This is a genomic window from Salinicola sp. LHM (assembly GCF_034479735.1).
In the GTDB taxonomy this organism is placed as follows: Bacteria; Pseudomonadota; Gammaproteobacteria; order Pseudomonadales; family Halomonadaceae; genus Salinicola; species Salinicola salarius.
Map to the genome: position 1 here is coordinate 3,210,332 of NZ_CP140261.1, position 12,521 is coordinate 3,222,852.

The window sequence follows — 12,521 nt, forward strand, 5'->3', positions numbered from 1 at the left end:
TGCAGATTGCGGAGCGCGGGTCGCGTCACCAGTTCTCTTCGTCGTCGTCCCGTTCCCGCGCCTGTCGCTCCGCCGCTTCCTCGCGCGCATCGTCGATCACCTGCATGACGTCGCTGACGTCGACGAGCGTGGTATCCGCCGTGAAGCGTCCCGTCAGGCGGACTTCGGGATGGAGCTCGCCGGCCTCGTAGAGCGCCCAGATCTCCTTGCCGTAGTCGGTCTTCAACAGTGCCGGGGCGAAGCGGCCGAAATAGCCGCGCAGGTTGTCGACATCGCGTACCAGCATCCACGGCGCGTTGTTGTTGCCGGCCGCATCCACCGCCTGGGGCAGATCGATGATTACCGGCCCGTCGGCGCCGACCAGGATATTGAACTCCGACAGGTCGCCGTGAATCAGGCCGGCGCTGAGCATCCGGACGACTTCGCCGATGAGACGCTGGTGATAGTCGAGCGCCAGCTCCGGCGTCAATTCGACGTCGTCGAGGCGCGGCGCCACGTCGCCCTCGGCATCGACGATCATCTCCATCAGCAGCACACCGTCGACGAAGCCATGCGGGGTCGGCACCCGTACACCCGCCTCGGCGAGGCGATAGAGCGCGTCGACTTCCGCGTTCAGCCACGCCGACTCCTGCTCGCGCTGGCCATAGCGCGTCTTCTTCGACATCGCCCGCGCCCGGCGGCTGTTACGTACCTTGCGCCCTTCCTGGTAGGCCACCGCCTGCTTGAAGCTGCGCTGTCTGGCCTCCTTGAACACCTTGGCGCAGCGCAGCTCCTCCCCGCAGCGAACGACGAAAACCTGGGCCTCCTTGCCACTCATCAGTTGACTGACGACCTCGTCCACCAGGCCATCCTCGACCAACGGCTGCAATCGCTTGGGTACTTTCATGCTTTCGCTATCCTCACAGGTTCCTGCTGGCCTCAGCGTCCAATTCGGCGCACCCGGCAGCTGCGCCCTTTCAATTTACCCGCACTCAACGTCGCCAGCGCCTGCTTGACGATTTCGCGCTCGACCGCGACATAGGCGCTGCGATCGAGCACCTTGATCTTGCCGACCTGATCGCCATCGATGGCATCGTCGCCGTTGGTCAAGGCCCCCAGCACGTCCCCCGGGCGGATCTTCTGCTTCTTGCCGGCGTCGATCTGCAGTGTCGCCATGCGTGGCTGAAAGGGCGGCTGCGCGGCGCCGGCACGACCGGGCAGCGGCTCCACGGGCAGGCTCTCGCCCAGAAATTCTTCGAGGCGTTCGAGCCGATAGGCTTCCTTCTCGGTCAGCAGCGTGCAGGCAACGCCGCGTGCGCCGGCGCGGCCGGTCCGCCCGATACGGTGCACGTGAACTTCGAGTTCGCGGGCGATCTGGTAGTTGAAGACCGCATCCAGCGCATCGATGTCCAGTCCGCGCGCGGCCACGTCGGTGGCGACGAGAACCGACAGGCTCTTGTTGGCGAAGCGGATCAGGATCTGGTCGCGGTCACGCTGCTCGAGGTCGCCGTGCAAGGCTTCCGCGCTGAATCCCATGGCGACCAGCTCGTCCGCCACCGCCTGTGTCTCGCGCTTCGTATTGCAGAACACCACGCTGGATTCCGGCCGGTAGTGCAGCAGTAGCTGGCGCAGCGCCGCGAGACGGGCCGGCTCGTCGGCGACCTGGTGGAAGTGCTGGTGAATGCTCTGCTCGTCATGGGTCGAGGCCACTTCCACCGTCACCGGTTCGCGCAGCATGCGCTCGGCGATCGGGCGGACGCTGTCCCCGTAGGTAGCGCTGAACAATAGCGTTTGGCGTGCCGTCGGCGTGGCCGCGACGATGGTCTCCAGCGCAGCCTGGAATCCCATGTCGAGCATGCGGTCCGCCTCGTCCAGTACCAGCACCGCGAGCGACGAGAGATCCAGCGAGCCCTTGCGCAGATGCTCCTCGATGCGCCCCGGCGTGCCGACGACGACATGCGCCCCGTGCGACAGCGAGTTCAACTGCGGACCCAGCGGCGCGCCACCGCACAGCGCGAGAATCTTGACGTTGGCCAGCATGCGCGCCAGCCGGCGCAGCTCTTCGGCGACCTGGTCCGCCAGCTCGCGGGTGGGACAAAGCACCAGAGCCTGAACCTGGAAGCGCGACACATCGAGGGCCGACAGCAGACCCAGGCCGAAGGCGGCGGTCTTGCCGGAGCCGGTCTTGCCCTGGCCGATCACGTCCCGGCCGCGCAGGATCGGCGGCAGACTGGCGGCCTGGATCGGCGTCATCGCCAGATAGCCCAGCGATTCCAGATTATCCAGAAGCGCCGGCACCAGCGGCAGCGAAGAGAACGCCTCGGAGTGACCAGCCTCGGCGTGGTTGGTCTTGGCATGGTTGGTCTTGGCATGGTTGATCTCGGACATGGCAAGCGCTCCTGGTCGAGAAGAAGGGATCGATACAATCAACCGGCGGACGTCTCGGGTCTCACCATGTCATGTTCGGGCGCGGCAGAATACCAGAGCGCGCGGCGATTGACGCCGTCCCGTCGCCCGGGGCAGCCGATCCGGGCAAGAAAGGCCAAATAAACCTGCAACATCAGCGCAATGTTGCGTAAAATCTCGCCCGTCGTTGACAACCTGATAGGTAGTGACAATGGGTAGGGCCTTCCAGAACCGCAAGGAATCCATGGCCAAAACGGCCGATGCCAAGACCAAGGTCTACAGCAAGTATGGCCGCGAAATCTATGTCTGCGCCAAGTCCGGTGGTACCGACCCTTCCGGCAACCTGACGCTTCGCGGGCTGATCGAAAAGGCGAAGAAGGATCAGGTGCCCTCGCACGTGATTGAAAAGGCCCTCGACAAGGCCAAGGGCAGCGGGGGCGAAGATTTCTCGCCGGCGCGCTACGAAGGCTTCGGTCCCGGCAACTGCATGGTCATCGTCGAGTGCCTGACCGACAACCCGAACCGGACCTTCGGCGACGTTCGCGGTTGCTTCACCAAGACCAAGAGCAAGATCGGCACGCAAGGCACGGTCAGCCACATGTTCGACCACTGCGCGATCTTCGCTTTCGCCGGCGAGGACGAGGAAGCGGTGCTCGAAGCGCTGATGGAAGCCGATGTCGACGTTACCGACATCGAGAACGAGGAGGGCCGCATCACGGTCTTCGCTCCGCACACCGAGTACGCCAAGGCGAAGCAGGCGTTGATCGATACCTTCGGCGAGATCGAGTTCGAAGCCGACGAGATCCAGTTCCTGCCGCAGACCCACACGCCGCTGGAAGGCGACGATGTGGCGATGTTCGAGAAGTTCATCGACCTGCTGAATGATCTCGACGACGTGCAGAACGTCTATCACAACGCCGAGCTGCCCCAGAACGCCTGACGCGCTCGCTTCGAGATCTGCTCGGTCATCAACGAGAAACCCACCTCGCGGTGGGTTTCTTGCGTTCGGGCCGGTGAATTCGGCGTCAAGGGGCGAACCGCTTCAAGGGCTGGCCTTGGAAATCTTGGCGCCGTTCAACGACACCCCGCCCTGAATACCCTGGTTGTTCATCACGAACGCGACGGCTTCCTGATTGGCGGTGTCGTTGGTGATCTGGCCGTTGGCGCCGATGTCCGCGACCGCGACGCCGGCACTGGCGCCGATGGACCAGCCGTTGTCGCTACGTACCCGATTGAGCGCTTTTTCCGTCATCAGCATGTAGATGACCGCCTGCGACTGCGCGCCGGCCTGAAAGCCGATGGAACCGCTGGTCGTGGTGTAGTAGCCCGCCTTGGCACCATCGACCAGCAGCGATCCATCACCGTGGCTGGCGCCAACGATGAAACTGGCGCCCAGTACGCCCGGAAAGACCAGCACGCCTTCCGCACGGTCGGCCAACGCCCGGGAAGCCGGCACCGATCGATAGAGCCGATCAAGCGTCTGCTGTACGTCCTGATCCAGCTGCTCCCGCTGCGACATTCGGCTTTCGCGATCGGAGGAAGTCGTCGTGGTGCAGGCGCCAAGCCCGCCGGCCAGCAACACACCAGCCATGATGCTCAAGGCAATTCGACGCCAGAGGATATGCGACATGCGTGGTTCTCCTGAATGAGTCATTTCGTTGACGTTGCCGTTTCGTCGTGTGTCTTGTGAATATCGTTTGCTCTATTAGGTATAGCCCAGCCTGGCGATTTCTGCGGCTTCCTGGCGTTGCGCTCGAGCGGGCCAGACGCCGATTAATGGCGATTAAGGAACGCCACCATTCGTGGCCCACAGACTTGGGCAAGGGTTATCCGACGCTCTACGCTAGCGAATAGGCGGTTCAACGCCAACGAATAGCCAAAGGTGCCGACACGAAGGAGACAGCTCATGCCAGCCAAGTCCGAATCCCAGCAAATGGCCGCTGGTGCCGCGCTCGCTGCCAAACGTGGCGAGAAGAAGGCCAGCGAACTCAAGGGTGCATCGAAGTCGATGTACGATTCGATGGATGAAAAGGAACTCGAGAAGATGGCATCGGCCTCTCGCAAGGACAAACCCAAGCACAATCACAAATCCTGAATCTCGAACATTGCGGATAGCGAGCTTCGCGGTTCGCTTACCGAGGCGCTGCGCGGCCCGTGGTCGCACCTAGCTATGGTCGCACCAAGCCAAGGCCCTCATGGATTCAGGAGACGGCCGATGCGTCATTCTTTCACCGTCATCCCACGCTTCGCCGATCGCCGCGATGCCGGGCGTCAATTGGCCGAGCAGTTGATCGATGCGCCAAGAGCGGATCTCGTCCTGGCGCTACCGCGCGGCGGTGTCCCCGTTGCCTTCGAAATCGCCCGAACGCTGGATCTGCCATTGAGCCTGATCATGGTACGCAAGATCGGGGCACCGGGCCGTCCGGAATTCGGTATCGGTGCGGTCGTGGATGGCGATCCTCCCCAGCTGTATCTCAATGCCGAACTGGTCGAGATGGCCGGTGCATCGGATGCCTATCTCGCGGACGAGAAAGCGCGTCAGCTGAAGACGATCGAAAGCCGCCGGACCCGCTACCTGGGCGACCGCCCCGCCGTCGATGTCGCCGGACGCGCGGTGATCGTCGTCGACGATGGCATCGCCACGGGAGGCACCGCCCGGGCCGCGCTGGAGGCGATGCAGAAGCAGGGCGCCAGGCATGTCACACTGGCAGTGCCGGTTGCCTCGAGAGAGGCACTGGACCAGCTTCGCGACTGGGCCGATGAGATCGTCTGCCTCTCGGCACCGATCGATTTCAGCGCCGTCGGCAGTCATTACGAGGAATTCGACCAGACCACCGACGAAGAGGTGATCGAGCTGCTGGCACAGACCAAGGCTCCCGAGTCGTGACCTCCGGACAGGCTACAGGCGCCTGAAGCTCGACCGGACACAGCATGAACCACGACGTTTCCCGATCTCGTCCCGCCGTGACCTGTTCACCCGTTTCTTTCCTCCAGTTCCTCCAGTTCCTCCAGTCCTTCCAGTTCGTTCAGCCCACTCATCACATGCGACGCACCCATGCCGCCGTTCGATCCGGCGCGTTTTCTCTCCGTGGCCGATGATGACTCCAGACGAGCCCGCTTTTCGCCTACAATAACGGCCCCTAACGCCGTCACGAAGCAGGGTTTGCATGAGTCACGAGACGCCCATAGCCCCGGAACCCACGTCGCGCACCGAGACGCCTGCCGCGCGCCCTTCCCCGGTGATCGCCATCAGCGGCCTTTCCAAGCGTTACGATTCCGGCTTCTCGGCGCTGAAGCAGATCGACCTGGAGATCCAGCGCGGCGAGATCTTCGCCCTGCTCGGCCCCAATGGCGCCGGCAAGACGACCCTGATCAGCATCATCTGCGGGCTGGTCAACGCTACCGGCGGTAGCGTGACGGTCGACGGTCACGACAGTGTCACCGACTATCGTGCCGCGCGGGCCAAGATCGGCCTGGTGCCGCAGGAGCTGACCAGCGATGCCTTCGAGACCGTATGGAACACGGTGCGCTTCAGTCGCGGGCTGTTCGGCAAGGCCCCCAACGACACTCATATCGAGCGCGTGCTCAAGGCGCTGTCGCTATGGGACAAGCGCAAGAACAAGCTGATCACGCTCTCCGGCGGCATGAAGCGCCGCGTGCTGATTGCCAAGGCGTTGGCCCACGAGCCGGAAATCCTGTTCCTCGACGAGCCCACCGCCGGTGTCGATGTCGAGCTCCGGCGTGACATGTGGGAGGTGGTCAGGGAGCTTCGCAATAGCGGCGTGACCATCATCCTGACCACGCACTACATCGAGGAAGCCGAGGAGATGGCCGACCGCATCGGCGTCATCAATGGCGGCGAGATCGTGCTGGTACGGGAAAAGGCGACCCTGATGCGGCAACTCGGCAGCAAGCAGTTGACGCTGCACCTGCAGACGCCGCTGGCCAGCGTGCCGCCGGCGCTGGCCCACTACCCGCTGACCTTGGCGGAGAACGGCAACGTACTGGTCTACACCTACGACGCCAGTGAGGCCGGTGACAGCGACCATGTCAGCATCAGTGCGCTGATCAACGAGATCGAGGCCGCCGGGATTCGCTTCAAGGATCTGCATACCAAGCAAAGTTCGCTGGAAGATATCTTCGTCAACCTGGTCAGAGAGCGCCAATGAACCTGCAAGCCGTCCGCTCCATCTATTTCTTCGAAATGGCCCGCGCCGGGCGCACGCTGCTGCAGAGCCTGATCTCGCCGGTCATTTCGACATCGCTCTACTTCGTCGTTTTCGGCGCCGCCATCGGTTCGCGCATTCAGGAGGTCGAAGGGGTCAGCTACGGCGCCTTCATCGTGCCCGGCCTGATCATGCTGATGCTGCTCACGCAGAGCGTGTCGAACGCGTCGTTCGGGATCTTCTTTCCCAAGTTCACCGGCACCATTTATGAAGTGCTGTCGGCGCCGATCTCGTACTTCGAGATCGTGCTCGGCTATGTCGGCGCCGCCGCGTCGAAGTCCGCGATTCTGGGGCTGGTGATTCTCGGCACGGCGAACTTCTTCGTCGATCTGCATATACAGCACCCCTTCATGATGCTGCTGTTTCTCCTGCTGACCGCGATCACCTTCAGCCTGCTCGGCTTCATCATCGGCATCTGGGCGGACAGCTTCGAGAAGCTGCAGCTGGTGCCGCTGCTGATCATCACGCCGTTGACGTTCCTCGGCGGCAGTTTCTATGCCATCGACATGCTGCCGCCGTTCTGGCAGGCGGTGACCCTGGCCAACCCGGTGGTCTACCTGGTCAGCGGCTTTCGCTGGAGCTTCTACGGCATCAGCGATGTCAGCGTGGTCGCCAGCCTGGTCATGATCGGCGTGTTCCTGGCGGTCAGCCTGGCCGTGATCAGTTGGATATTCCGCACCGGCTACCGCCTCCGCCCCTAGTTCATGGTCTCGCAACCCGTAGCCGATAGCCCGAAACACACAGCAATAAGCCATCGTTTACCCTGGCGGGCTGCCCAGCGGCCCGCCCCCACCGCTTCACGAGTCACGTCATGCCGATACTGCAAGCCTGCGCCCATCGCATCGATAAACAGAGCGCCGAACAACCCGCCACGCTGACCTGCGGCGAGGCGATGACCGACACGGCAATCGCGGACTCGCTGTTCGCGAACTTCAATTCGAGCTTTCACGGCAAGCCCAAGGCATGGGGGCACTTCAGCGAAGCCGGCGTGGAGGGAGACAGCGAAGACAGCGAAGCGGCGCCTGCGTCATCGTCACGCTTCGCCTTCGAGCTTGAGCGCTATCGCAGCGGGGAAATCGACTTTACCGACTTTACCCGCCAGACCACCGAAAGCCTGATGCCGTTGCTCGATGCGCATCTTTCGATCGGCGGCCACTGGTGGTTCGTGCACTCCCGTCAGGGCGAGGCGGAAACTCTGACGCTGGCCATGCTCCATCAGCGTGACGGCTACGGGTTCGATGACGATCTCAACCTCGTTGCCGTCCAGCAGCTCAATCTTGGCCAGTTGATGCTGGCCGCACGGATCGACCTGACCCAGTGGCAGCGCGGGCAGTCGCGCCAGTACATCACCTACGTGCAGGATCGGGGCAACAAGAAGCTGGTCGAAGCGTTCCGGGAGTGGCTGGGCTGCCAGGAAGGCGTCAATGCCGGTGCCGAGACCCGCACCCTGCTCAAGGCGTTCAGCGATTATGTCGAAAGCGAGGACCTGCCCGAAGAGGCCAGCCGGGAGAAGACCGAAGCGCTGATCGACTACGCCAACGGCCAGGCCAAGCGCGGCGAGCCGATCACGCTGGACGAACTGTCGGAACTGGTCGACGAGCAGCAACCCAAGGCGTTCTATGACTATATCCGCAATCAGGACTACGGCCTCGCCGCCGAGATTCCGCCGGACAAGCGTACCCTGCAGCAGTTCAAGCGCTTTGCCGGCCGCGCCAGCGGCGTCTCGATCAGCTTCGATTCGCACCTGCTCGGCAACAGCATCGAATACGATGACGAGCGCGACCGCCTGATCATCAAGCAGGTCCCCGGGCAGTTGAAGGATCAGATCAAGCAGCGCAAGGGCTGACGCCAGGGCATACCTCTCGTTCCTGCCGCGTTGCCGATCTCCGCTCGGCCGACGCCGCCATCGTCGATATCGCAGAGGAGGGTATCAACCCTCCTCCCGGGCGGGTTTTGGCGGGGCGCCAATCCCTCCGCTCTCGTCAGGATTCAGAAGCGAGCCATCGCAACCTCCCCTTCCGACCCTCATGCAATGACAATTTTTTTTGCAGCCGGCAAAAAAAGGCCTGAATATCAATCACCTAAACCTATCTCGCGCCGCGCCGATAACTATATTGGCACGCCAATCTATCCGTAAGAGAAGACACGCGTCCAACAGAAAAAAGTAATTAAAAAAATTCGGGCGAGGTGAACTGAATGTCAAAACTTGGGAAAAGCGTCAAAGCCAGGCTGGTGATAGCCCTAGGACTCATGATTGCGTTGCTGATCGGCATCGGGGGCCAAGGTGTACTCAATAATCAGCATACGCAGCAGTCCATACAGACCATCGTCGAGAAGAATCTGCAGGCGATGATCTATCTCGCGACAGTGAGATCCACCTTTGGCGACAATCGCGCGATCTATGCAGAGGTCGGTACCAAGACGTTGACCGCCGAACAGCGGCAGAACGTGAAGGCGAACCGCCAACGCATCGACGAGGCCTGGCAGAACTACTATCCAGCACTGGTCACCAGCGACGCGGAACGGGAAGCAGCCAAGAGCTACCTCCGTGCCGCACAGTCTCTGCGCGAACTACTGGATAGTGAACAGGCCACGAAAGCCGCAATCAATCAGCGCTATGAAGAAGTCTACGATGCCGTGACGTCTCTGTATCGAATGGCGCGCCAGGTAACGCTGGATAACTATGATCGGAGCGTCACCAATTACGAAACCAATCTGAATATCGTCATCGCCGTCATCGCCATCGGTCTGCTGGTGGCCATCCTCATTGGCTGGTGGCTGAGCCGCGGTATTCTCCGCCCTCTAAAAGAGGCCACGGATTTTTCCGAATCGTTGGCCAAGGGCGATCTCGGCGTGCGTCTCAGCGTCAAATATCACGATGAATTCGGCCGCTTGCTGGATGCCATGGCCGAGATGCGAAATAGACTTTCCAGCGTCATCAGCGAAGTCGCCCGGAACGCGCGAAGCGTGGAATCGATCTCCGCGGAGTTGGCGGCCGGCAATGAAAATCTCAGTCAGCGCACCCAGGAGCAGGCCGCCAGTCTGCAGGAAACCGCTGCCGCCCTGGAGCAGATTACCCATACCGTCACCCAGAATGCCGACAACGCGGCGCAGGCCGACAACCTCGCCAGCGATGTGAGCACCCAAGCCAAGAAAGGGGGCGAAGTGGTCAGTGAAGCGATCAGCGCCATGCAGGAGATCGATAGCTCCAGCCAGAAGATCGCCAACATCATCGGCATGATCGACGAGATCGCCTTCCAGACCAATCTTCTGGCGCTCAACGCTTCCGTCGAGGCGGCCCGCGCTGGCGAGCAAGGGCGAGGGTTTGCGGTCGTGGCCCAGGAAGTGCGCCAGTTGGCGAGTCGCAGCGCCGATGCCGCCGGCGAGATCAAGCAGTTGGTATCGGAGAGCGCACAGCGCGTCGCACGCGGATCGGAACTGGTCAATCGCTCCGGCGAGACGCTGGCCAATATCGTCAATAACGTGGCAAAGGTGACGGATCTGGTCTCGGAAATCGCCGTGGCCAGCCGTGAGCAGTCGACGGGTATTCAGCAGATCAACCTGGCGGTCGGCGAGATGGATAGCGTCACCCAGCAGAACGCGTCGCTGGTCGAGGAATCCACCAACGTGACCGAAGGCTTGCAGACCCAGGCCGAGCAGTTGGCCCGCGAGATCGCTTTCTTCCACGGCTACCCGGAGATTGCCGCCACGGCGAATCATCGTCCGCCTCTCGCATCCGCCGCTTCTCCGACACTGGCTCGTTCCGCTCGTCCTGTCAAAAGGACGTCGACGGAGCCAAAGGAAGAGATAGAAGAGTGGACCAGTTTCTGACGGGTCCATGACATGACGAGGCCCCGTTCACCAAGGGTGAACGGGGCCTCTTTACATACCTGGACCCATATCGTCAGGCCATCATCACTTCCCGCGGTTGGCCTTGACGCCTTCCTCGATACGACGGCCGATGGTCTCGTCGATGTTGCGCCAGTACTCGAACACGCGCGAGAGTACCGGCTCTTCGACACCGTTGGAAACGTGGCCGACGACGTTGCTGACCAGGCGGTCTCGGGCCGCGTCGTCCATCACCTTGTTGATCAGGTCGTTGGCCTGGCTGAAATCGTCGTCCGCCGGACGCAGCGTGTAGGCCGTGCGGACGAATTCGCCATCCGCCGACCAGACCGCGTCTTCCGGATAACGGGCGGAATCGGCCTTGGGCCCGCCCTTGCTGTTGGGCGCATAGACCGGATCGCTGGCATTTCGCATGCGCATCGCGCCGCCCTTGCCATAGCTGTTGACCGGCGACTTGGGCGTATTGACCGGGATGTGCTTGTAGTTCACCCCGAGACGTGCGCGGTGCGCATCGGCATAGGAGATGGAGCGTGCCAGCAGCATCTTGTCCGGAGAGAGTCCCGTACCGGGAACCATGTTGTTGGGTTCGAAGGCGGCCTGCTCGATCTGGGCATGGAAATCTTCCGGGTTGCGATCCAGCGTCATCTTGCCGACTTCCATCAGCGGATAGTCGCTGTGCGGCCAGACCTTGGTCAGGTCGAACGGGTTGAGACGATAAGTCTTGGCATCCTCGAACGGCATGATCTGCACGTGTAGCGTCCAGGTCGGATAGTCGCCCCGCTTGATCGCGTTGAACAGGTCGCGGCGGTGGTAGTCGGCATCGCTACCGGCCATCTGGTCCGCCTGCTCCTGGGTCATACACTTGATGCCCTGGTCGGTCTTGAAATGATACTTGACCCAGAAGCGCTCGCCCTCGGCGTTGACCCACATGTAGGTATGGCTGGAGTAGCCATTCATGTGACGCCAGGTGGCAGGCACACCACGATCGCCCATCAGCCAGGTCACCTGGTGGGCCGTTTCCGGCGCCAGAGTCCAGAAGTCCCACTGCATGTCGTGATCGCGCAGGCCATTGTCGGCACGACGCTTCTGGGAATGGATGAAGTGCTGGAACTTCATCGGATCGCGAACGAAGAAGACGGGGGTATTGTTACCCACCATGTCGAAGTTGCCTTCCTCGGTATAGAACTTGAGCGCGAAGCCGCGCGGGTCGCGCCAGGTATCCGGGCTGCCGGATTCACCGGCAACGGTCGAGAAGCGCGCGACCATCTCGGTCTTCTTGCCCGGCTGCAGGAATTTGGCCTTGGTATACCGGCTGACGTCATGCGTCACTTCGAAATGGCCGAAAGCACCGCCGCCCTTGGCGTGCGGCTGACGATCCGGAATCATTTCACGGTTGAATGCCGCCATCTGTTCCATCAGATAATGATCGTGAAGCACGATCGGGCCATCAGGGCCGACGGAAAGCGCATTCTCTTCGCTCGCTACCGGAATACCGGCCTCTGTCGTCGTCGGTTTGCGATTGTCGCTAGTCACAGGCTATCTCCGTTATCTTCATCACGCGGCATTCATTGCCACGCTAATCGTGTATCTGGCGATTCGCACTGCCGATTCTATCGGTCGCTTGGCCCTGGGTTTGGCGCATCGCCTCTACCTTCGACTCCCCTGCGCGGAACCTCTATCGTCGAAGCATCACAACACAGGTTAATGTCAGGTATAAATAGTGATTGCTGTTCTGTCCACCAAGCCAATCGGCCCGATCGCCCCATCGTCGCGTCAAGACCTCGCGTGAATTTATCCGGAAGCCTCGCCTTCCCGTCGCAAAGGCCCGGCTCTGTTGACATTGACGATAGTCAATAGCTAATCGGCTCTATCCACCGATAGGCAGAGAAAATCAAAACGATGGAAAAATTCCATCATCAAGAAGCATACGACGTTCTTGATACCGCTCCTGAAGCCATTAAATCGCTTTCTCCACCCTATAAATCGATCTAATCCACCGCATGGCTAAATTACATCAATGCCGGGACCGTAAATCGTTTCTATAGTTAAGGTTCGTCACACCAT

General features: G+C 61.4%; 11 protein-coding genes. 7 read left to right on the top strand and 4 right to left on the bottom strand.

Annotated elements, in window-relative coordinates; translation table 11 throughout:
• Positions 1–25: 25 nt before the first annotated feature.
• Entirely contained in the window at positions 26–886 is an 861-nt protein-coding gene (locus R5R73_RS14660; protein WP_071229840.1) for a PA4780 family RIO1-like protein kinase, read from the bottom strand.
• Positions 887–918: 32 nt separating this feature from the next.
• On the bottom strand, positions 919–2,367 hold the full coding sequence (gene dbpA, locus R5R73_RS14665) for an ATP-dependent RNA helicase DbpA (RefSeq protein WP_322527914.1): 1,449 nt from the start codon (positions 2,365–2,367) through the stop codon (positions 919–921).
• Between the two features lie 229 nt (positions 2,368–2,596).
• Here dbpA and R5R73_RS14670 point away from each other — a divergent pair, with 229 nt between their 5' ends.
• On the top strand, positions 2,597–3,325 hold the full coding sequence (locus tag R5R73_RS14670) for a YebC/PmpR family DNA-binding transcriptional regulator (protein ID WP_110630230.1): 729 nt from the start codon (positions 2,597–2,599) through the stop codon (positions 3,323–3,325).
• Between the two features lie 102 nt (positions 3,326–3,427).
• On the opposite strand, the gene R5R73_RS14675 is transcribed toward R5R73_RS14670, so the two are convergent.
• Positions 3,428–4,015: a YSC84-related protein gene (locus R5R73_RS14675; protein ID WP_110630232.1), complete on the bottom strand. Its 588-nt coding sequence runs from the start codon at positions 4,013–4,015 to the stop codon at positions 3,428–3,430.
• Between the two features lie 276 nt (positions 4,016–4,291).
• Between R5R73_RS14675 and R5R73_RS14680 the strand changes: the two genes are divergently transcribed.
• The 6 genes from R5R73_RS14680 to R5R73_RS14705 all read left to right on the top strand — a co-directional run bounded on the left by R5R73_RS14680 (position 4,292) and on the right by R5R73_RS14705 (position 10,442).
• Positions 4,292–4,480, top strand: a complete 189-nt coding sequence (locus R5R73_RS14680; RefSeq protein ID WP_071229844.1) for a DUF3008 family protein — start codon at positions 4,292–4,294, stop codon at positions 4,478–4,480.
• A gap of 120 nt (positions 4,481–4,600) precedes the next feature.
• Positions 4,601–5,272 (top strand): phosphoribosyltransferase, encoded by a 672-nt coding sequence (locus R5R73_RS14685; protein WP_322527915.1) that lies wholly within the window; start codon positions 4,601–4,603, stop codon positions 5,270–5,272.
• Positions 5,273–5,552: 280 nt separating this feature from the next.
• Positions 5,553–6,554 carry an ABC transporter ATP-binding protein gene (locus R5R73_RS14690; protein ID WP_322527916.1) on the top strand — a complete coding sequence of 334 codons (1,002 nt, stop codon included), beginning with the start codon at positions 5,553–5,555 and terminating at the stop codon, positions 6,552–6,554.
• Complete coding sequence (locus R5R73_RS14695; RefSeq protein ID WP_071229846.1) at positions 6,551–7,312, top strand: ABC transporter permease; 762 nt, start codon at positions 6,551–6,553, stop codon at positions 7,310–7,312. Before R5R73_RS14690 ends, R5R73_RS14695 begins: the two co-directional genes overlap by 4 nt.
• Before the next feature lie 110 nt (positions 7,313–7,422).
• A complete protein-coding gene (locus R5R73_RS14700) occupies positions 7,423–8,457 on the top strand; it encodes a nucleoid-associated protein (RefSeq protein ID WP_322527917.1) in 1,035 nt (344 codons plus the stop codon).
• Positions 8,458–8,807: 350 nt separating this feature from the next.
• On the top strand, positions 8,808–10,442 hold the full coding sequence (locus tag R5R73_RS14705; RefSeq protein ID WP_071229848.1) for a methyl-accepting chemotaxis protein: 1,635 nt from the start codon (positions 8,808–8,810) through the stop codon (positions 10,440–10,442).
• 84 nt (positions 10,443–10,526) lie between these two features.
• Here the strand turns inward: R5R73_RS14705 and R5R73_RS14710 are convergent, their stop codons facing one another.
• Positions 10,527–11,990 carry a catalase gene (locus R5R73_RS14710; protein WP_071229849.1) on the bottom strand — a complete coding sequence of 488 codons (1,464 nt, stop codon included), beginning with the start codon at positions 11,988–11,990 and terminating at the stop codon, positions 10,527–10,529.
• Between the last annotated feature and the right edge of the window lie 531 nt (positions 11,991–12,521).